This is a genomic window from Undibacterium sp. SXout7W, assembly GCF_049339385.1.
Classification (GTDB): domain Bacteria; phylum Pseudomonadota; class Gammaproteobacteria; order Burkholderiales; family Burkholderiaceae_D; genus Undibacterium.
The window spans coordinates 62,981-83,360 of the sequence record NZ_JBMPPF010000019.1; the positions used below are offsets into that span (position 1 = coordinate 62,981).

The 20,380-nt window shown below is 48.0% G+C and carries 17 protein-coding genes and 1 tRNA gene; 11 read left to right on the top strand and 7 right to left on the bottom strand.

Annotated elements, in window-relative coordinates; translation table 11 throughout:
* The first annotated feature begins 218 nt into the window (after positions 1–218).
* Positions 219–1,436, top strand: coding sequence for a formate-dependent phosphoribosylglycinamide formyltransferase (gene purT, locus ACO0LB_RS16680; RefSeq protein WP_423051095.1), 1,218 nt, complete (start codon positions 219–221; stop codon positions 1,434–1,436).
* A 49-nt stretch (positions 1,437–1,485) separates the two neighbouring features.
* A complete protein-coding gene (nadB, locus tag ACO0LB_RS16685; RefSeq protein ID WP_423051097.1) occupies positions 1,486–3,099 on the top strand; it encodes an L-aspartate oxidase in 1,614 nt (537 codons plus the stop codon).
* Between the two features lie 126 nt (positions 3,100–3,225).
* On the opposite strand, the gene nadC is transcribed toward nadB, so the two are convergent.
* The 3 genes from nadC to ACO0LB_RS16700 form a co-directional block, all read right to left on the bottom strand.
* Positions 3,226–4,092 carry a carboxylating nicotinate-nucleotide diphosphorylase gene (nadC, locus tag ACO0LB_RS16690; RefSeq protein WP_423051099.1) on the bottom strand — a complete coding sequence of 289 codons (867 nt, stop codon included), beginning with the start codon at positions 4,090–4,092 and terminating at the stop codon, positions 3,226–3,228.
* Positions 4,093–4,285: 193 nt separating this feature from the next.
* Positions 4,286–5,419 (bottom strand): quinolinate synthase NadA, encoded by a 1,134-nt coding sequence (gene nadA / locus ACO0LB_RS16695; protein ID WP_423051101.1) that lies wholly within the window; start codon positions 5,417–5,419, stop codon positions 4,286–4,288.
* A gap of 205 nt (positions 5,420–5,624) precedes the next feature.
* The gene (locus ACO0LB_RS16700; protein ID WP_423051103.1) at positions 5,625–7,688 is read right to left on the bottom strand and encodes a M13 family metallopeptidase; all 2,064 of its coding nucleotides are present in this window, start codon (positions 7,686–7,688) and stop codon (positions 5,625–5,627) included.
* Positions 7,689–7,918: 230 nt separating this feature from the next.
* Between ACO0LB_RS16700 and ACO0LB_RS16705 the strand changes: the two genes are divergently transcribed.
* Positions 7,919–8,323: a hypothetical protein gene (locus ACO0LB_RS16705; protein ID WP_423051105.1), complete on the top strand. Its 405-nt coding sequence runs from the start codon at positions 7,919–7,921 to the stop codon at positions 8,321–8,323.
* 100 nt (positions 8,324–8,423) lie between these two features.
* Here the strand turns inward: ACO0LB_RS16705 and ACO0LB_RS16710 are convergent, their stop codons facing one another.
* Together ACO0LB_RS16710 and ppnN are read right to left on the bottom strand one after the other, a co-directional pair.
* Entirely contained in the window at positions 8,424–9,380 is a 957-nt protein-coding gene (locus ACO0LB_RS16710; RefSeq protein WP_423051107.1) for a chemotaxis protein, read from the bottom strand.
* A 65-nt stretch (positions 9,381–9,445) separates the two neighbouring features.
* Positions 9,446–10,816 carry a nucleotide 5'-monophosphate nucleosidase PpnN gene (gene ppnN, locus ACO0LB_RS16715; protein ID WP_423051163.1) on the bottom strand — a complete coding sequence of 457 codons (1,371 nt, stop codon included), beginning with the start codon at positions 10,814–10,816 and terminating at the stop codon, positions 9,446–9,448.
* A gap of 402 nt (positions 10,817–11,218) precedes the next feature.
* Between ppnN and ACO0LB_RS16720 the strand changes: the two genes are divergently transcribed.
* Positions 11,219–11,295 (top strand) — tRNA-Met (locus ACO0LB_RS16720).
* Positions 11,296–11,370: 75 nt separating this feature from the next.
* Positions 11,371–11,667 (top strand): hypothetical protein, encoded by a 297-nt coding sequence (locus tag ACO0LB_RS16725; RefSeq protein ID WP_423051109.1) that lies wholly within the window; start codon positions 11,371–11,373, stop codon positions 11,665–11,667.
* 32 nt (positions 11,668–11,699) lie between these two features.
* Here the strand turns inward: ACO0LB_RS16725 and ACO0LB_RS16730 are convergent, their stop codons facing one another.
* Positions 11,700–12,485 carry a LytR/AlgR family response regulator transcription factor gene (locus ACO0LB_RS16730; protein WP_423051111.1) on the bottom strand — a complete coding sequence of 262 codons (786 nt, stop codon included), beginning with the start codon at positions 12,483–12,485 and terminating at the stop codon, positions 11,700–11,702.
* The gene (locus ACO0LB_RS16735) at positions 12,482–13,519 is read right to left on the bottom strand and encodes a sensor histidine kinase (RefSeq protein WP_423051113.1); all 1,038 of its coding nucleotides are present in this window, start codon (positions 13,517–13,519) and stop codon (positions 12,482–12,484) included. Before ACO0LB_RS16735 ends, ACO0LB_RS16730 begins: the two co-directional genes overlap by 4 nt.
* Before the next feature lie 102 nt (positions 13,520–13,621).
* Between ACO0LB_RS16735 and argH the strand changes: the two genes are divergently transcribed.
* The 6 genes from argH (at position 13,622) to ACO0LB_RS16765 (ending at position 20,139) form a co-directional block, all read left to right on the top strand.
* Positions 13,622–15,016: an argininosuccinate lyase gene (gene argH, locus ACO0LB_RS16740; RefSeq protein WP_423051115.1), complete on the top strand. Its 1,395-nt coding sequence runs from the start codon at positions 13,622–13,624 to the stop codon at positions 15,014–15,016.
* 566 nt (positions 15,017–15,582) lie between these two features.
* On the top strand, positions 15,583–16,731 hold the full coding sequence (locus ACO0LB_RS16745) for an ABC transporter substrate-binding protein (protein ID WP_423051117.1): 1,149 nt from the start codon (positions 15,583–15,585) through the stop codon (positions 16,729–16,731).
* A gap of 171 nt (positions 16,732–16,902) precedes the next feature.
* The gene (locus tag ACO0LB_RS16750) at positions 16,903–17,784 is read left to right on the top strand and encodes a branched-chain amino acid ABC transporter permease (protein ID WP_423051119.1); all 882 of its coding nucleotides are present in this window, start codon (positions 16,903–16,905) and stop codon (positions 17,782–17,784) included.
* A gap of 1 nt (position 17,785) precedes the next feature.
* Positions 17,786–18,667 (top strand): branched-chain amino acid ABC transporter permease, encoded by an 882-nt coding sequence (locus tag ACO0LB_RS16755; protein ID WP_423051121.1) that lies wholly within the window; start codon positions 17,786–17,788, stop codon positions 18,665–18,667.
* Positions 18,668–19,429 (top strand): ABC transporter ATP-binding protein, encoded by a 762-nt coding sequence (locus ACO0LB_RS16760; protein ID WP_423051123.1) that lies wholly within the window; start codon positions 18,668–18,670, stop codon positions 19,427–19,429.
* Positions 19,426–20,139, top strand: coding sequence for an ABC transporter ATP-binding protein (locus ACO0LB_RS16765; protein ID WP_423051125.1), 714 nt, complete (start codon positions 19,426–19,428; stop codon positions 20,137–20,139). Before ACO0LB_RS16760 ends, ACO0LB_RS16765 begins: the two co-directional genes overlap by 4 nt.
* The last annotated feature ends 241 nt before the right edge of the window (positions 20,140–20,380 follow it).

Genomic DNA, 20,380 nt, shown 5'->3' on the forward strand with positions numbered 1-20,380 from the left:
TCCTGTATTAGAGCAAGTCGGCAAGACTTGTGTCAAGCAGTTTGCAAGTTCTCAGCGCCCAGTTAATCAAATTCAGCGTTATCCCGGGAGTATAATTTGGCTTACATCGTTTATCGGATACAAAAATCCTGTTTCCTGAGTTTGCTCGAGTAGATGAGCACCAGACCATACACATTCACATATTCACATATCTTTATTTCAGATTCACCCCATATTTCATGACAACTATGAAGAATATCGGTACACCATTATCCCCATCCGCCACGAAAGTCATGCTGCTCGGCTCCGGGGAACTAGGCAAAGAAGTCATTATTTCACTGCAGAGACTTGGCGTAGAAGTCATCGCCGTTGACCGCTACCCTCATGCACCAGGCCATCAGGTGGCACATCGTGCGCATGTGATCGACATGACAGATGGAGCAGCGCTCGCCGCATTGATTGAGCAAGAACAGCCTGATTTGATCGTACCGGAAATTGAAGCTATCGCCACCCCCATGCTGCTGGAGCTGGAAAACGCGGGAAAAGCGCGGGTTATTCCAACTGCACGAGCAGCATGGCTGACCATGAACCGCGAAGGAATTCGAAGACTCGCTGCAGAAACCTTGAACATTGCAACGTCGCCCTACCGTTTTGCAGATAGTCTCGACGAGTTGCACATGGCATGCAAAGAAATTGGTTTTCCGTGTATCGTCAAACCCGTCATGTCTTCTTCAGGCAAAGGTCAGTCAAAACTAAACAGCGAGGCTGATATTGAAACTGCGTGGGATTATGCAGCAGCGGGTGGAAGAGTCAATTCTGGACGCGTTATCGTAGAAGGATTTATCGATTTCGACTATGAAATAACACAACTGACCGTGCGCGCAATCAGCAGCGATGGCTCAACACAAACCCATTTTTGCGAACCTATCGGACACGTACAGGTTCAAGGCGATTATGTTGAGTCGTGGCAACCCCAGATCATGCCCCCAGAAGCAATACGACTTGCCAGGGAGATAGCAAAAAAGGTGACTGATAACCTGGGCGGGCCAGGATTGTTCGGTGTGGAGTTATTCGTCAAAGACAATATGGTCTGGTTTTCTGAAGTCAGTCCCCGCCCACACGATACGGGCATGGTGACACTGTCGAGCCAGGTGCAGAATGAATTTGAATTACATGCTAAAGCCATCCTGGGATTGCCGGTTGACGTCACGCTGCGCAGTCCGGCAGCATCCGCTGTCATTTACGGTCAACACGACGCAAAAGCAATTGCGTTCGAAGGCGTTGCTGAGGCACTGCAAACACCAGGCACAGACATTCGCCTGTTTGGCAAGCCAGAATCATTTGCCCGCCGCCGCATGGGCGTGGCATTGGCAACAGCAGCCGATACTGACACAGCGCGCCGCCTTGCCAAGGAAGCTGCTGGCAAAGTAAAACCCGTATTGAGCACACCCGAGTAAAATAGCAGCCCGGGACACATTCGCTTTCACCCTATACCAGCAGAACATAATGAAGAATTTTGATGTTGCCATCGTTGGCAGTGGCCTTGCAGGCCTCTCCGTCGCCTTGCATCTGGCAAAAACCCGCAAGGTCGCCATCATCTCAAAACGTGAATTACTTGATGGCGCAAGCAATTGGGCTCAGGGTGGAATCGCCGCCGTGCTCGATTCACATGACAGTCATGAGCAACACATCTCAGACACACTGATCGCAGGTGGTGGCCTGTGTGACGAAGGGGCGACACGCTATATTGTGGAACACGGGCGTCAAGCCATTGACTGGCTCATTGAACAAGGCGTTCCTTTCACAAAAGACGAAGGCGCTGAGTTAGGCTTTCATCTGACCAGAGAAGGCGGCCATAGCCAGCGACGGATCATTCATGCGGCCGATGCGACGGGACATGCGGTACAGGTCACGCTGGAACAAAAAGTACGCGATCACCCCAACATTACTCTTTTTGAGCATCACTACGCGATTGACCTCATTACCTCCGCCAAGCTTGGTGACACATCACCAACACCACGCTGCCTCGGTTTATATGTGCAAGATGTCAAAACAGGCAAAGTACTGACCTTTTCAGCGCAACATACCGTCATGGCAACCGGTGGTGCAGGTAAAGTCTACCTCTACACTACCAACCCTGATACCGCGACTGGCGACGGCATTGCGATGGCCTGGCGAGCAGGATGCCGTGTCGGCAATATGGAATTCATACAATTCCACCCGACCTGCCTTTACCATCCTTTTGCCAAATCCTTCCTGATTACAGAGGCAGTTCGTGGTGAAGGCGGTGTTTTAAAATTACCTCCGGAAGCAGGCGCATCAGCTGGCAAACGCTTCATGCCAAAACATGATGATCGCGAAGAACTGGCGCCGCGTGACGTAGTGGCGCGTGCCATCGACTTTGAAATGAAAAAGCGCGGTCTGGATTATGTAGAACTCGACATCAGCCATCAACCGCCGGAGTTTCTGAAGGAACACTTTCCGACCATCTATGCACGTTGCCTGGAACTCGGCATTGACATCACCAAGCAGGCTATTCCCGTCGTTCCGGCAGTGCATTTCACGTGCGGCGGGATCGTTACCGATACTGATGGAAGAACAGATTTGCCTGGTTTATATGCCGTCGGTGAGACTGCATACACCGGCCTGCACGGCGCGAATCGCCTCGCCAGCAATTCCTTACTGGAATGTCTGGTTGTTGGTCACGCTACGGCAAAACATATAGAAAGTCAGGAACGGCATAATCCTATCGCACTTCCTGACTGGGACGAGAGCCGGGTTTCTGATGCGGATGAAGAAGTGGTGATCGCACACAACTGGGATGAGTTACGCCGTTTTATGTGGAACTACGTCGGCATCGTACGCACCACAAAACGCTTAGAGCGCGCCAAACACAGGATACGTCTCCTCAAAGAAGAAATTGACGAATATTATGCCAATTTCCGGATCACGAACCATTTGCTGGAATTGCGCAATCTGGTTGAAGTCGCTTCCTTGATCGTCAACAGTGCACTGTCACGCCGCGAAAGTCGCGGACTTCATTTCAGCCGCGACTATCCCGATACTCTGCCGAAAGCATTGCCAACGGTACTGACGCCCAAACGCAAAAAGCAAAATTAATTTTTTAAAAGGTCAGTGAAAAACGTCATTAAAAAAGCCGTTTCTGCCATCGATCAGAAACGGCTTTTTTCAAATCAGGCAATATAAAACTACCTGAGAACACTGCAACGCAGCGCCTTAAAGAAATTAAATAATCCGTAAGGAATAATCTGTCGCCTTGATATCTTTCGTCAGGCTACCGATAGAAATTCGATCAACACCTGTCTCCGCAATTGCTCGTACTGAACTACGGTCAACACCACCAGACGCCTCCAACAAAGCGCGTCCGGCATTGAGAGCTACTGCGTCACGCATCATACTGGTATCGAAGTTATCTAACAAAACTGAAGTCGCGCCAGCTTCAAGAGCAACACGTAATTCGTCCAGATTTTCTACTTCAATCTGAATGCTGACACCCGCATTCAGACTCAATGCCTGTTTCATTGCGGCAGCGACACCACCGGCAGCTGCGATATGGTTTTCTTTAATCAGAATACCGTCATACAACGCCAGTCTCTGATTTTTTCCACCGCCGACACGCACTGCATATTTCTGTGCGAGACGCATGCCTGGCAAGGTTTTACGCGTATCCAGAATCGCCGCTTTGGTACCTGCAATGATGCTGACGTAATGCCCGGTGGCAGTAGCGACTGCCGACATCAGCTGCAAAAAATTCAGCGCCGAACGTTCCGCTGTAAGCAAGGCGCGGGCTGGAGCATCAATGCGGCAAACAACAGTATCTGCCTTCATTGCATCACCTTCCGCATATTGCCAGTCAATGACAATACTGGCATCACATTGCGCCATGACAGCATCAAACCAAGGAGCGCCGCACAGAACAGCATCTTCCCGCACGATGACTTGTGCTTTCACACGCTCATCTGCCGGAACTAACAAACCGGTCAGGTCTGCAGCACCAACATCTTCTTCTAACGCATCACGTACATTACGTTCAAAAGCAGCTTGCAGATCAGGATCAAATGGCAAGTGCGTATTCTTTAAATTACTGGACATCGTTCTTTTACCTTCATCTATTCAACTTTTTGTGTAAGCGCTGCGTAGATCGCTGATGTTTCTGTAGTGGTCAGCGACGTAGCACCACACTGAGTTGTCGGGAACATTTCAGAATATCTCTGGTGCATCTGGTGTCGCCTTATGAGATATCAATATGCGTTTTTCAATGTGAGTTTTTCAATATTTAAAAGGCTCAGGCAGGACCAATACCAGAAAATAATTTCCCATCCTGTGCCAGATCTCCGGAAGGTCGGACATTCGCTTTTTTAGCGGCAGCAAAATCCAGCATGCGATCAATACACAGCTTCGCTTTTGCGCCCGTTGCTGCATCAACCTGAATCTCGTTCTCGCCAGTTTCCAGCACTTGTACCAAATTACGCAAACCATTCATTGCCATCCACGGACAATGCGCACAGCTCTTACACGTCGCGCTATTGCCAGCCGTCGGTGCAACAATGAATCGCTTGTTGGGCGCTGCCATCTGCATTTTGTGCAAAATACCGTTATCCGTCGCAACGATGAACTCTTCTGCATCCATCGTTTGAGCGGCATGGATCATTTGTGACGTTGATCCCACGACATCCGCCAGCGCGACCACCGCAGCAGGGGACTCAGGATGTACCAACACTTTGGCATGCGGATGTTCGGCTTTGAGAGTATCCAGTTCTATTCCCTTGAACTCGTCATGCACCAAGCAAGAGCCTTGCCATAACAACATGTCGGCACCAGTCTGTTTCTGTATGTAACCGCCCAGATGTTTATCCGGTGCCCACAGAATTTTTTTTCCCTGTGCGTGCAGGTGTGCCACGATATCCAGACCGATACTCGATGTCACCATCCAGTCGGCTCTGGCCTTGACTGCGGCACTGGTATTGGCATAAACGACCACAGTACGATCAGGATGCGCATCACAAAATGCAGCGAATTCCTCTGCCGGACAGCCTAAATCCAGTGAGCAGGTCGCATCCAGATCGGGCATCAGAATGGTTTTTTCAGGACTCAGGATTTTGGCAGTTTCCCCCATGAATTTGACACCTGCGACCACCAGCGTTTTCGCAGGATGATCACGACCAAAACGCGCCATTTCCAGTGAATCAGAAACGCAACCACCGGTTTCTTCCGCTAAATCCTGCAACTCTGCATCAACATAATAGTGTGCGACCAGTACGGCCTGTTTTTCCTTGAGCAACTGACGTACTTTTTCTTTCAACGCAATTTTTTCTGCTGCACTTGGTGCATCGGGAATACGCGCCCATGCATTTGCAGTGCAACTGCTTCCGACATCCATTTGTGGACGTTCAAATTCAACAACCTTAGTAGTTTCCATATGTATTGAGAAGAAAAAGTGTCAGATGCCAAGACATCCAGACTAAATATACACAGGGGGAGTATTAAAAAACCAGCCTTAGTATTCAATGTGTAGCAGATTGAATATGCCTGATACTCCCCTCTTTTAACCATCATTGCAGAGTCCGCAACGAACTGGGGCTAACGATGCCAGCTTAAATCACATTCGCCGACAGTATACGCTGTTACCAGATATCCACACGCTTGATGCCGGTACGTAATGGTGAACGCTTGCCTCTGCACTGAAAAGCATCAGCAAACTCTGGCATATTGGCGATAGGAGCAATGACACGATAGCGATCCGGCGCATGCGGGTCTGTCACCAGTTTCAACCGCAGCATTTCATCACGAATCTGACTGCGAAAACTCTGGGCATTGGCGATAAAAAACCGCTGATCCGGCGTCAATCCATCAATTTGCTCTGCTTGCGGCTTAACCTGCAGTGACTGATGTAAGGCTTGCAGCGCAATTTTTAAACCACCAAGATCAGCAATATTTTCACCGGCAGTCAGCTTACCGTTAATATGCAACTGATCTATCGGATTGAATTCGTTAAATTGCTGCTCGATTGACTTCACCCTCTGCAAGAATTTTTTCTCATCCTGCTTGCTCCACCAGCTCTTCAAATTACCTTCCGCATCAAATTGACGGCCTTCATCATCAAATGCATGTGTCAGCTCATGCCCGATGGTTGCGCCAGTATTGCCATAGTTGGCAGCCGGATCTGCCTGGAGATGGTACAACGGAGGCTGCAAGATACCTGCCGGAAATACCATTTCATTCATCGTCGGATTGTAATAGGCATTCACCGTTTGTGGTGTCATGATCCACTCATGACGATCAATGGGTTTCCCCAACTTTGCCAGTGTTCGCTGGAACTCAAATTCTGCTGCACGTGCTGTATTCCCGGCATATGAATGACGATCGATCTGCAATGTACTGTAATCACGCCAGACATCGGGGTAACCGATTTTTACCAGTAAAGTATCGAGTTTTTTATAGGCCTGCTGCTTGGTCGCCTCTGACATCCACGCTAATTTGGCGATCCGCTCGCGCATTGCGGCCTTGATATGGCCGACCATATCCAGTACGCCTGCCCTGGCCTCTGGCGGAAAGTAGCGTGCTACATATAATTCGCCCATGGCCTCGCCAGCGAGTACATCTATCGTTGTCAGCACCCGCTTCCAGCGTGGTTGCAACTCCTTGGTTCCGGCCAACACTTTCCCATAAAAATCAAAATGCGCGTTAACAAATCCGGAACTCAAGTCTTTAGCGCGTGCATTTGCGAGTTGCCAGCGTAAATATATTTTCCACTGCTGCATCGGAAGGGTATTGAGCATATTACTGGCTTCAAGCATGAATCGCGGATGTGCGAGGTTGAATTGTCCTGGCTGAGACAATCCGATCTGCTCGAAATAAGTGGTCCAGGGCGTGCGACGATCCAGTTTTTGCAGCTCAGTCAATGTCGATAAATGATAGCTGGCCTGTGGATCGCGTAATGCCACCTTCGTCAGTGATGCATTCGCTAAACGTGTTTCGAGCGCCAGCACAAGCGCTGCCTGCTGTTTGGCAGCATCCGCGGAATCTCCCAGCAAGATAAAGATGTGTTCGATGTACGCTTGATACTGAGCACGGATCTGTTTTGTTTTCGGATCGTTTTTTACATAGTAATCGCGATCCGGCAAACCCAGACCACCCTGCATTACTTGCGGAATATAGCGCGTCGTATTTTTAGCATCCTGATCAACAGAAAAATTAAACAAAGGCATCACGCCTTGCTGATGCATGCCTGCCAGCACTTGTAATAGCTGGCGAACATCACTGATTGCATTAATTTTTTCCAGTTGAGCCCGCAAAGGCCTGGTACCTTCTTTTTCAATCAGCGCCTCATCCATACCACTGGCATAAAAAGCGCCGACCAACTTTGCAGCGGTAGTCGTATTTTCACCCGCAGCAGCAGCTGTGTCTGCGATTTCCCGGAGCGCCAGCAAATTGCGCTCAGTGACTTCGTCATAGGCACTATACCTTGCGCGATCAGGAGGAACCGGATGCGCTTTCAGCCAGTTACCATTGGCATACTGAAAAAAATCCGTGCAGGGGTCGGCCTTCATATCCATTGTCATGGATTCCAGAACAAATTGATTGGACACCGCGGTTTGCGCCAGTACTGACACTGGTAAACCCAAAAGACTACCGCCACAGATGAGCGCTGCAATCAAGCCGGGTTTAAAGAAGTTTCTTTTCAACATAAATGTCCTTTTAAATAGGTCCGCTATTGAATATATTGAGCATCGAAAACGAGTGGCAAAAAGAGTGCCAATCATGTGGATCAGGACTGAGGTAACAAAAAAATGTCTTGGCGAGTGTAGCAATGTTGCACCAGAGACGCTTGCGGTAACGGAGTGTAATTTTTACTGCCAGTTTCTATTTTTCGATCTACACTCAATCGTTGTCCTACTTCAATATGGTATTGGCACTCATGATGAAATTGATTTATCGTTACCTGACGACTTTGCTCCTGCTGGCAATATCTTGTTCGGCTTGGGCAGATCGCCCTTATGGGCATCACCATAGCGGGGTGAGCCTTGGTTTTTACATCAATCCATTTCCGGTTATTTCTGGCCGATATTATTATGGCGCACCGTATTATCCCTACGGTTATGCCTACCGTCGTGAGCCCGAAGTCATCATCGCTCCCACTGTCACTTATATTGCTCCGGCAGCCGTCATCTATGGTGAGCCATCAGAATCCTCCTGGACTAACAGCACTCCGGCCAACAACCCTGTGAACAATACTGGAGACTGGCTTTACTGTCATCAGCCAGATGGTTTTTATCCTGCCATTAAAACCTGCCCTGGCGGATGGCAGCGAGTTCCACAGTAAGCACCACTCAGTCCTTACTCAGTCCTTAATATCCATCTTTGTACACCATTCATCAATAAAAAAAGGCGCAATCAATGCGCCTTTTTGGTATTAACGTCGATTATTTAATCAATACTTTACGTATGGTATTCGCCAGTTCTTCTGCCACAAACTTTGCCACATAGGCATCCGCACCGACCGTTTTGATGTGCTCTTCATTTGTCGAGCCAGACAAAGAAGAGTGAATCACCACCGGCAAAAATTTAAAGCGTTCATCCTGTTTGATTTTTCGGGTTAACGAAAAACCATCCATCTCAGGCATTTCCAAATCCGTTAACACCATCGCCACTTTATCCCGGACATGCTTACCTTCAGACTGCGCAGCGGTTGCGAGGGACTGCAATTTATCCCATGCTTCTTTACCTGTTTTAGTCATGATGTAATTAGCGCCCATCGCCTCCAGCGCTTGCTCGATCAGACTGCGCGCAACAGCAGAATCATCGGCGGCCAGGATCACGGCGCCATCTTTGAGTTGCAGCTTGTCGCCAATCGTATCCGGATCAACATCTTTGCTATCTGATGGCGTAATCTGGCGCAGAATTTGCTCAACATCCAGCACTTGTGCCAGACGCGTATTTTCAGTATCGCCATCCAATCGGGCAATACTGGTGACCATCCCACCGACATTGCTATTTTCAGCAGAAAGCACCTGACTCCAGTCAAGGCGCACGATTTCTTCGACAGACTCCACGGCAAAGCCTTGCGTGGTTCGTGCATATTCCGTCACGAGCATGATGTTCAGGCCGGTCTTTGGCTTGCATCCCACTACCGCTGGCAAATCAATCACAGGAATAATCTGTCCGCGCAAATTCACGACGCCCAACATATGCGGCAACGCACCGGCAACTGCCGTAATGGCAGGCATAGCGACAATTTCCCGAACCTTGAATACATTGATGCCAAACAATTCTGAACGATCACCATTGGCGTCTCCACCAAGGCGGAAAAGTAATAATTCAAATTTATTAGAGCCAGTCAGATTGGTACGCTCATCGACTTCTTGTTGTACGGTACTCATGTTTGTCATCCTTAAAAGTGAAAGAATTGATCAATTATTATCTTATTGACTCGCTACCATGAAGCTCATTTTATGATGCGATAGCATGGAGTGTACGCTTTGCCTGGTAATTTCATGCGTTTTTGCGCAACGAATGAGGCTAACAAGGCGTCCATGGACTCCATAATGGCAGGATCGCCATGAATTTCAAAGTGTCCATGCTTTTCGATCGCACGAATTCCCTGATTTTTGACGTTACCCGCCACAACACCCGAAAATGCACGGCGCAAGTTTGCCGCTAACAAATGACGTTCCTGATTCTTGTGCAAGGCCAGGTTTTTCATGTTCTCATGCGACGGAATGAAAGGATGCTGGAACTCAGTATCAATCTTTAACAGCCAGTTAAAGTAATACGCATCGCCTTTGTTCTTACGGAATTCCCGCACCTGCTTAATACCGCTCTGGACTTCCTGCGCCACTTGAACCGGATTATTCACAATGATCTTGTAAAGTTGTTGCGCCGCAGAGCCCAAAGTATCACCGATAAACTGATCAATCTGCGTAAAGTAATCGGCTGCGTTTTCAGGTCCGGTAAAAATCAGAGGGAACGGTATTCCTGCATTATCAGGGTGCAGCAATATGCCAAGTAAATATAAAATTTCCTCTGCCGTGCCAGCACCACCCGGAAACACCACTACGGCATGCCCAATGCGGACAAACGCTTCCAGACGCTTTTCGATATCTGGCAAGATCACCAAGTCATTGACGATAGGATTTGGGGCTTCCGCAGCAATAATGCCAGGTTCGGTTATCCCCAGATAGCGCCCGCTACTCGTTCTTTGCTTAGCATGCCCGATTGTGGCGCCTTTCATGGGTCCTTTCATGGCACCAGGGCCGCAACCAGTACAAATATCCATACCACGCAAACCAAGTTGATATCCTACCTGCTTGGTGTAATCGTATTCTTGCCCCGAAATCGAATGTCCACCCCAGCAAACTACCAAATTAGGGTTGACTTGCGGCCGCAACAAATTTGCGTTACGCAGTACATGAAATACCGCATCAGTGACACCTTCGGTGGTATTCAGATCGAATTTATTGCCGTCTGCAAATTCTGCATTGATAAAAACAATATCGCGCAATACGGCAAACAGATGTTCCTGTATACCTTTGATCATCACGCCTTCCACAAAAGCACTGGCAGGAGCACCTTTTACATCCAGCTTGATGCCTCGCTCTCGTTGAATAATGCTGATATCAAAATTTTTGTAGCGCTCCAGGAGCTCTTTACCATCATCCAGCCCACTGCCACAGTTCAGTACTGCGAGCGCACAACTGCGAAAAATCTGATACAAGCCGCCATGAGAGTTGTCCAGTAATTTGCCTACTTCCGCTTTGGACAACACTTCCATCCGTCCTTCAGGCGAAATTTGCGTATCGATCACATCATATTCCATCACTGCAGCACGCTCCTTTATCGTAAAAATTCCTCATTGCCATTGATACATGGGTAAGCATGTATCAACAGAATGTTTCCTGAAATCCATTATGCATGTAAATCTCAAGATGTTTGCAAGCAAATGCAATATTTTCCAATAGAAACGATGGCTTTCAACAAGTAAGCATCATGACCTGTACAAAACAGCTATTCAATATTTTTACAAGATAGCTCACTGACAAAGCATGACGATGACCACGAGCCGTAATATCGGTGCGATCTTATTTAGTCGGTGCAATGAAGAGTAATGAAGACCACAATCGGATCAGCAGTTTCGCGCGTGGCAGCCGCTATTTAATTTATATTTTTATGCAAAGGTTGTATATGCCTTCGATACCCTGTAGAATTCGCCCTCTTCAGACGCGGGGTGGAGCAGTCTGGCAGCTCGTCGGGCTCATAACCCGAAGGTCGTAGGTTCAAATCCTGCCCCCGCAACCAAATTCCTCACAAGTCGACGCAGAAATTTTTGTCGCAATGAGTCAGTCAGCAGATGTCAGGCTGACTCGGTGCAGAATGACGTTTTTTCTCTCATCGCATATCGTCATCATTCATCGTATTATTTCCAGTTTATTTTGTGCAGATATGAAAGACAGCAAAGATAATTCGACGATGGAACTTCCAGGATTCAGCCCTCCCTTAGTGCAAGAAAACAGCACCAAAAAAAATGCTGTGCGTCAAAAACAAGGCAAGGCGTTGAAACAGGAGCAACTGGAATTACTTGAAGTTTTTGGCCCAACAGATCTGAGTGGTCTGCCAGCTTGGGTGCACGATGAGAATACGGATCTGACTGGTCTGCCAGTCTGGCGATAACCTCATCATGTCGAATCAACCAACACCAGATATCAACGCACCAGCGCTTTAATCAGCGGCCATTGTCTGCGTGACACTGGCAAGCGCTCATGACTACCATCAACAATGATCTGCCAAGCCTCTGTCACCTTTTCATGCTCGCCATGTGCATCGTGAATATGTGACGAACGCTCAACGCCTTTGATGGCACTCTTTCTGATTAATGCATTACGATGCGCACGCACAAACAAATCCGAAAACTCTTCTTCTATTGAAGTTAAAGAGTCTTCAATCAGGTACTCACGTTGCCGGGTATGCAAGGTGACGTATTTTTGCTCCGCTTTTAAGAACAATACCTCCACTACGGGCACCAATAAAATTCGTCCTCGCTCCAGAACAGAAAAGTGCTGTTTCTTTTGTACCTGCACCACTAAGGACGCGGCTTGCAGATGCCTGGGCTGGCGTTCGACAATACGCGCAATGGCCTCAGCCAGTCGACCTGCACGAACGGGCTTAAGCAGGTAATCCATGGCGTGTACATCAAAGGCCTTGATGGCATATTCATCATAGGCAGAAACAAAAATAATCGCCGGAGACACTCCCGCTTTTGTAGCAGCTAATTGCTGAGCCAGTTCTATGCCCGTCGTTCCTGGCATCTGGACATCGAGCAAAATAATATCTGGCGTGCAGGTTTCCAGGAACACCATCGCAGCCTGGGCGCTACCGGCATCTCCAACGACCGTTGTCGGACAAACATCCTGAATATCCGACAACAACATCGCCATGCGTTGCCTGGCAGGTAATTCATCATCAACAATTAATATTTTGACTGGATTCATCTTCTGGCTGGAAAATACAATTTAACTTCAAATTTAGTACCAGTAATTCCGTAACTGATCTGCGCTTCGATGTCATACAGCAAACTTAAACGTTGGCGAATATTTTCAAGTGCCATCTGGTTTCCTGAATGAGTATGAACTTCGGCATGATAAGGATTGACTATGGAAATTGCAATTTTATCCATATTTTTTTTAATTTCTATCATGATCTTACTTTGACCAACTGCCGGTTCCACACCGTAATGCACCGCATTCTCTACCAGAGGTTGTAACAGCAAGGCTGGAATTTCAATTCGCTGCAAATCTTCCAGACTTAATTTATCCAAGAACCATTCTGCTTGCAAACGCTCACCCAATCGGCTTTTTTCTATCGCCAGATACTGCTTGCACAAGTGAATTTCTTCTTGCAGGCTGGTCATATTGCGCGTGTCCCGCATCAATACTCTGAATAAATCGGACAAATCCTCAAGCAAGGTTTCTGCCCGACGCGGCTCAGTACGAACAAACGACAAGGCAGTATTGAGGCTATTAAATAAAAAATGAGGTCGGATCCGCGCCTGTAACGCCTGCAACTTCGCCTCGCCAAGCGCTGGAGAATAAGCCATCGTCCTGAGTTCAAAATACTGCTGAAACAGCAATCCCATCAAAAAACTAAAAAAAACAACGAACATCAGATTGATACGCGGAAAGCTGAGCAGAAACCACTCCATACTGACAAGATACGACAACAAAGCGTAACTGATGAGTCCCGGAATCAATCCGCAGATCAGGCGCTGCAATTCTGCAGAGATAGGATATGGTTTGTGCAATCGCCGCACACCGCATAGCATGACCAAAGACGTTAACGTAATGCTTTCAATCAGCATGGCTGATTCGATGAAGTTTTGTAACAGCAATTGCCAGATATCGCCGCGAAAGCAAAAACCCAACAAGACCACCAGATTACTTGCGGTCAGCACTCGAAATATCACTCCCAGATTGCAGCAATCCGGGATCAGTGATTCGGTATTTTTTTCTGTACTTCGTGGGTGCATGGTGGCTTTACAAAGGAAAAAGTGGACTAGTGTTTTATAATCCCTGCAAATTGATCGAAAACCGCAGCCGAAACTGCTATCGCAAACGTAACTCTATTTATTATGACATCACAATTCTCTAAAAAAAGCGAGGCATGGTCTGCCCGTTTCTCCGAACCTGTTTCTGATCTGGTTAAACGCTACACGGCATCGGTATTCTTTGATAATCGCATGGCGGCATTTGATATTCAGGGTTCATTGGCGCACGCAGAAATGCTGACAGCCCAACACATCATCAGCCAGCAGGACTATGCTGAAATCCAACGTGGAATGGCGCAAATACAGTCTGAGATTGATTCCGGTCAGTTTGAATGGCTGCTGGACCTGGAAGATGTGCATCTGAATATAGAAAAACGTCTGACAGAACTCGTTGGTGATGCGGGCAAACGTCTGCATACCGGCCGCTCACGTAACGATCAGGTTGCAACGGATATCCGCCTGTATCTGCGCTCCGCAATTGATAATATCGCTGTACTGCTCAATGATCTGCGTGCTGCACTGATCGATCTTGCAGAAAAAAACGCTGCCACTATTTTGCCGGGCTTCACGCATATGCAAGTTGCCCAGCCAATTACATTTGGGCACCATATGCTGGCCTATGTAGAAATGTTCAGCCGCGATGCAGAGCGCATGCAGGATTGTCGCAAACGCGTTAATCGTCTGCCACTCGGTGCGGCGGCACTGGCTGGAACCACATTCCCAATTGATCGTGAGCGTGTCGCCAACACATTGGGTTTCGACGAAGTCTGCTACAACTCGCTGGATGCTGTCTCTGACCGTGATTTTGCAATTGAATTTTGCGCAGCCTCCGCATTGATCATGACGCATATTTCTCGCATGTCGGAAGAATTGGTTATCTGGATGAGCCCACGTGTTGGCTTTATCGACATCGCGGATCGCTTTTGCACAGGATCTTCCATCATGCCGCAAAAGAAAAACCCTGACGTACCGGAGTTAGCGCGCGGAAAAACAGGCCGCGTCAATGGCCATCTGATCGCCTTACTGACACTGATGAAAGGCCAGCCGCTGGCCTACAACAAAGATAATCAGGAAGACAAAGAACCCCTGTTCGATACAGTGGACACGGTCATCGATACCCTGCGTATTTTCGCTGACATGGCTGGCGGCATTACGGTGAAGCCAGAAGCCATGCGTGCAGCAGCATTGCAGGGTTATGCCACGGCAACCGACCTGGCTGACTATCTGGTCAAAAAAGGGTTACCTTTCCGTGATGCCCATGAAGCAGTCGCACTTGCAGTTCGTACCTGCGTGGAACGGAATTGCGATCTGAGCGATATGTCGCTGACCGACCTGCAATCTTTCTCTTCCTTGGTTGGAGCTGATGTTTTCGAGGTGCTGACGCTGGAAGGTTCCGTCGCCGCACGGGATCATATTGGTGGAACGGCGCCAAATCAGGTCAGAGCAGCAATTGCACGCGCACGTCAGAAACTGGCCTGATACTGATTCTGCGAATGACTTGAATACAGACCTGCCCGTTTCATTACAGGCAAGTCTGTTGTCGCAGTATCGGCAACATCGTGTCAGTCGCTTATTCATTACAGCGCATTGAGCAATATTTAAACCCAGACTGCCGGAAAACTGCTTCAGCGGCGTTATGGTTCCTTATCGTACAAGCAGGTACTAGACAGGTACAAGCGAGCTCCGTGGAAAGCCCATACTATCCTCCCCTCCATGACATGCTGGTGAAATTTCCGTCAATTCTGCAAGCGGTAATATTTTTTAACAAGAACTAATAATTGCCGTCAATCAATAGTTCAGATATCACATTTGTATCACGCCCCCTTTGATACTACTGCCGAATGTCAAAATCAGTATGTTAAATCCCTGATGTCGTCAGCTATATAAGTACGATAATACTTTCCTGAAAAGCAACATCAGTAGTTTTACTTACGTAATAAATATTGCGTTGCAGCATGATGTTTGATTGCTCTGTGTATATGCACGCAATACAATCTTCGGCTAAAGTAAATATTTAGCCTATAACTTATTTCCAGGAGACCTGTATGTCACATCGCATTAAACTGACAGTTGCCGCTGCATTGTTGAGCTCGGCCGCAATGGTTCAGGCAGCAGATATCAAAATCGGTGTTGCTGAAGCATTAACAGGCCCAGCGGCAAAATATGGCAGTGCAATCAAAAATGGTTTTACGCTCGCCGCCGAAGAATTAAATGCCAAGGGTGGTATCAACGGCAACAAAATCGTACTGGTCATCGAAGATGATCAAGGCAAAAAAGAAGAAGCCATTAACGTTTTCAAAAAATTGATTTTTCAAGATAAAGTCCTGATGGTTTTTGGACCAACTTTGTCCAATTCAGCATTTGCCGCTGATCCAATTGCCAACGCCTCCAAGACCGTTGTGTTCGGCACCAGTAATACAGCCGATGGCATCACCAACATGGGACCATTTACATTCCGCAACTCGGTCATGGAAGCCGACGTATTGCCAGTGACGACACGCGCTGCTGTCAAACAGTTCAATATCAAAAAAGTAGCCGTGCTATATGGTAACGATGATGCTTTCACGAAAAGTGGCTATGACGTATTTAAAAATGCACTGGCAGAGCAAAAAATTGCGGTGACAGATACAGAAACATACGCCAAAGGCGACGTCGACTTTAAAGCACAACTGACCAAAATCAAGGCATCCAATCCAGACGCGATCGTCTGCTCTTGTCTGGCAGAGGAAGCGGCAAATATTATTCTGCAAACCCGTTCTCTGGGAATGAAACAGGCATTCATCGGCGGCAATGGCTTCAACTCTCCGAAACTGTTTGAAATTGCAAAAGACGCTGCAGACAACACGTTGATGGGTAGCCCATGGTCAGCAGAAAATCCTGCCGCTGCCAACAAAAAATTCATGGCGGACTTCAAAGCCAAATTCGGCAGCGATCCAGATCAATTTGCAGCGCAAGCATTTGATGCCATGCATATTGTTGCTGAAGCCCTCAAAAAAGTCAGTCTGACAGGAAGCGTCGATAAAGACAGAGTGGCGTTAAAAGACGCATTACCAGCGATTAAATATGAGGGTGCAACTGGTAAATTTGCATTCCGTCGTGCCGCCGCAAAAGATGGTAAAGAAGCAGGTTACGATGCTCAGCAAGAAGCGATCGTCAATATCGCTAAAGGCGGTAAATTTATTCTCCTCAAGTAAAGCAGAATGCCGTAGTACATGCCTGCAGGCTGACGCTTTGCAGGCATTTGTCTCTTTATTTGTCTCTTTTTGTCTGTTTATATCTTCCGGGGAAAAATCATCTCCTGGAACATCGCTTTTCTGGTGCCAATGGCGAACCAATGAAAACCGACATCACTCTTCCGGAATATCATGTTTGAACAACAATTAATCAATGCCCTTTCGCTGGGTAGCGTATATGCCCTGTTCGCGCTCGGATTCACGCTGGTCTTTGGTGTGCTGGGGGTCATCAACCTGTCCCACGGCGCAATTTTTATGCTGGGCAGTTACATTGCACTATTGCTAGTCAATCATTTCCAGGTATCGTTGTGGATAGCGATGCTGGCGGCGATGCTGGCTTGCGGCGTACTTGGTGTCGTCGTGGATTTTATGGTGTTACGCCCGCTGCGCAAACGTAGCGCACCTCATCTGTCTCCGATGATCGCCACAATCGGCGTCGCGATTATGCTGACGAATATCGCCCAGGGCCTATTTGGTGCAGAAAATAAACGATTTCCATTTGGCACAATTCCGGAAGATAGTTTCAGTGTCGGCAATCTTCATCTGACCGCTGTTCAACTGGCAATTGTGTTAATTTCGTTCATCTTAATGATCGTATTGCTCATCATAATGCGCCGCACCCAAATCGGACGCGCCCTGCGTGCGATTGCGGAATCTCCGAAGGCAGCTTATCTGCTCGGTATCAATGTCGAAGGCTTGTTTTTACTGACCTCGTTTTCTGCTGCGGCCCTGGGTGGTGCAGCAGGTGTTCTGGTCGGCCTGTCCTTCAATGCAATCTCTCCATTTATGGGGCAGCCAATGCTGCACAAAGGGATTGCCGTCATTATTCTGGGGGGCATGGGGGATATCCGCGGTGCCATGATCGGAGGCCTGTTCCTTGGCTTTGCTGAAGTCATGAGTGTCGCTTACCTGTCCAGCGATTTTCGTGATGCGGTCGCTTTTGGATTGTTGTTTGTGATCTTGTTGGTACGCCCTTCCGGCATGTTCGGCAAAATTTTAGAAAGAAAGGCATAAGATGATGCTCGAATGGTGGGATGGTTTCTGGGCTATTTATAGCACCGTTATTTTCAGTATTGGCATTAATGCCATGCTGGCACTCTCAATTTATCTGACACTCTCGTGTGGCCTGCTGTCACTCGCTAACGCTGCATTCATGGGAATTGGTGCCTACGCGGCATCGATGATCAGCATGCAAACAGCGCTGCCCTTTCCTCTGGCCTTACTCGCAGCAGCGATCGTCCCGGCGTTGGTCGCTATCATTATCGGCATTCCAACCTTGCGGCTATCAGGGGTTTATCTGGCGATGGCGACCCTGGGTTTTGGCGAAGTCGTGCGAGTCATTGTGCTCAACATGGAAATCACCGGCGGCCCAATGGGGTTGAATGGTATTCCCTTGAAAACAGAATGGTGGCATATCGTTCTGCTACTCGGCGCCACGCTGTTTTGCCTGGCACGATTACGTCGTTCTAAAATCGGAAGAGCATTTGAGGCGATTAAAGAAGACGAAATTGCTGCGCGCCTGATGGGTGTGAATGTCGCTGGCTATAAATTGCTGGCATTCGTACTCGGTGCAGTAATCGCAGGGATTGCGGGTGGTCTGAACGCACACTACACCTTTACGATCGGCCCTGGTAATTATGCCTTTGAGAATGCGGTCGATATTCTGACCATGGCCGTATTTGGTGGTACGAGTAATCTGATTGGCCCGGTTCTGGGCAGTACGACATTAACGCTGTTGCCAGAGGTCATGCGCTCCATGAAGGATTTCCGATTGGCGGCGAATGGCCTGATCCTGATCTTGGTGATTCTGTATTTACCCAAAGGAATATGGGACCCTGCAAAAATCCGTGCATTACGGCGTAAGCTGACACAGCGCCCATCAAAAGAGGTTGTTTAAATGTTGCGATTACAAGCCATCAGTAAAAATTTTGGCGGACTGCATGTGTTGCAGGATGTCAGCTTTACCATGCCACAAGGGAGTATTTTTGGCCTCATTGGCCCTAATGGTGCAGGCAAAACCACGATCGTGAACCTGATCACCGGACTCTTGCGCCCATCCAGTGGCGAGATCAGTTTCAATGGGCAGGATCTGACCAGTGTGGAACCCCATAAAATTACGCAATTGGGTATTGCCCGTACATTCCAGAATATCCGTATTTTCAAAGAAATGAGCTTGCTTGAAAATGTGGTCGTTGGCATGCATGACCATCTGAACTACGGTGTGACCAGCATGTTGTTCAATCTGGGCAGTTTTAAACATGCTGAAAGTAAAGCCAGAGAACGTGCCCATGAATTACTTTCCTGGGTCAGACTGGATCATAAAGCACACATGCTGGCAGACAATCTGTCCTACGGAGAACAACGCAAACTGGAGTTTGCCCGTGCGCTGGCAACAGAGCCTAAGTTACTGCTGCTGGATGAGCCTGTGGCGGGGATGAATCCAACCGAAAAAACAGAACTGATGGCAGAAATCAATAATATCCGTGATCGTGGTTTTTCCATTTTCATGATCGAGCATGACATGCGTTTTGTGATGGAACTATGCGATCGGATTGCTGTATTAAATTTTGGAAAAATTATCGCAGAAGGACCGCCTGCAGAAATACGCGTCAATCCTGCGGTAATTGAAGCCTATCTGGGCAAAGAGGATGCGGCATGAAACCAATCTTGCAAATTCAAAACCTCTGCGTTTCCTACGGGCATATTCAGGCAGTGAAAGGCGTAAACCTGTCACTGAATGCCGGAGAAATCACTGCTCTGGTGGGAGCCAATGGCGCGGGAAAAAGCACATCGCTGCTGGCCGTATCCGGATTGCTGAAACCAACGTCCGGTCAAATCCTGTTTGAAGGTGAAGACATCAGCAAACTGTCCCCGCATCATATTGTGCAAAAAGGTGTTGTTCAGGTTGCCGAAGGACGCGCGATTCTGGCGACATTAACCGTCAGGGAAAACCTTGATCTCGGCGCTTATACCCGTCGTGACAAAGCCAATGTCAGCCATGATCTGGACTGGGTTTTTTCCTTATTTCCGGTACTGAAAAGTCGGGCTTCCGGGCTGGCAGGAAATCTTTCCGGCGGTGAACAGCAAATGCTGGCGATCGCCCGGGCATTAATGGCAAAACCAAAGGTATTGCTGCTGGATGAACCATCCATGGGATTGGCACCATTGATGGTGCAGGAGATTTTCAGGGTCTTAAAAGAAATCAACCAAACCGGACTGACGATTTTGCTGGTTGAACAAAACGTCAGGCAGGCATTAAAAATTGCACAGCGTGGCTACGTGCTGGAAAATGGTCAGATAGTTCTGGAAGATACAGGGACGGCTTTACTGAACAATCCCAAAGTCATTGAAGCCTACCTTGGTGCCTGATGCCAGGCTCAATAACCAGATTGGTGGATTGGTGGGTTGGTGAATTGGTGTCAAAAAAACATGGCAAAACACAAGTAGATAAACAAACCATCAAATAAAAAGACCACATTGCGTGGTCTTTTTATTTGCTCTGCCAGTTGCTGCTCATTGCCGCCAATTTTTGGTCAATCACACAGTAACCAGTGATCCGCGTTGCCCAGATCATCCGTATCTTCATGAAGCGCAATGATAAGAAACATAG

Coding starts and splice junctions, on each gene's coding strand:
- ACO0LB_RS16700 (WP_423051103.1), bottom strand. CDS start 7,688: ATGTTGAAAAGAAACTTCTTTAAACCCGGCTTGATTGCAGCGCTCATC.
- ACO0LB_RS16705 (WP_423051105.1), top strand. CDS start 7,919: ATGATGAAATTGATTTATCGTTACCTGACGACTTTGCTCCTGCTGGCA.
- ACO0LB_RS16755 (WP_423051121.1), top strand. CDS start 17,786: ATGATGCTCGAATGGTGGGATGGTTTCTGGGCTATTTATAGCACCGTT.
- ACO0LB_RS16765 (WP_423051125.1), top strand. CDS start 19,426: ATGAAACCAATCTTGCAAATTCAAAACCTCTGCGTTTCCTACGGGCAT.
- ACO0LB_RS16745 (WP_423051117.1), top strand. CDS start 15,583: ATGTCACATCGCATTAAACTGACAGTTGCCGCTGCATTGTTGAGCTCG.
- ppnN (WP_423051163.1), bottom strand. CDS start 10,816: ATGGAATATGATGTGATCGATACGCAAATTTCGCCTGAAGGACGGATG.
- nadC (WP_423051099.1), bottom strand. CDS start 4,092: ATGTCCAGTAATTTAAAGAATACGCACTTGCCATTTGATCCTGATCTG.
- ACO0LB_RS16760 (WP_423051123.1), top strand. CDS start 18,668: ATGTTGCGATTACAAGCCATCAGTAAAAATTTTGGCGGACTGCATGTG.
- nadB (WP_423051097.1), top strand. CDS start 1,486: ATGAAGAATTTTGATGTTGCCATCGTTGGCAGTGGCCTTGCAGGCCTC.
- ACO0LB_RS16750 (WP_423051119.1), top strand. CDS start 16,903: ATGTTTGAACAACAATTAATCAATGCCCTTTCGCTGGGTAGCGTATAT.
- ACO0LB_RS16725 (WP_423051109.1), top strand. CDS start 11,371: ATGACGTTTTTTCTCTCATCGCATATCGTCATCATTCATCGTATTATT.
- purT (WP_423051095.1), top strand. CDS start 219: ATGACAACTATGAAGAATATCGGTACACCATTATCCCCATCCGCCACG.
- ACO0LB_RS16710 (WP_423051107.1), bottom strand. CDS start 9,380: ATGAGTACCGTACAACAAGAAGTCGATGAGCGTACCAATCTGACTGGC.
- ACO0LB_RS16735 (WP_423051113.1), bottom strand. CDS start 13,519: ATGCACCCACGAAGTACAGAAAAAAATACCGAATCACTGATCCCGGAT.
- nadA (WP_423051101.1), bottom strand. CDS start 5,419: ATGGAAACTACTAAGGTTGTTGAATTTGAACGTCCACAAATGGATGTC.
- argH (WP_423051115.1), top strand. CDS start 13,622: ATGACATCACAATTCTCTAAAAAAAGCGAGGCATGGTCTGCCCGTTTC.
- ACO0LB_RS16730 (WP_423051111.1), bottom strand. CDS start 12,485: ATGAATCCAGTCAAAATATTAATTGTTGATGATGAATTACCTGCCAGG.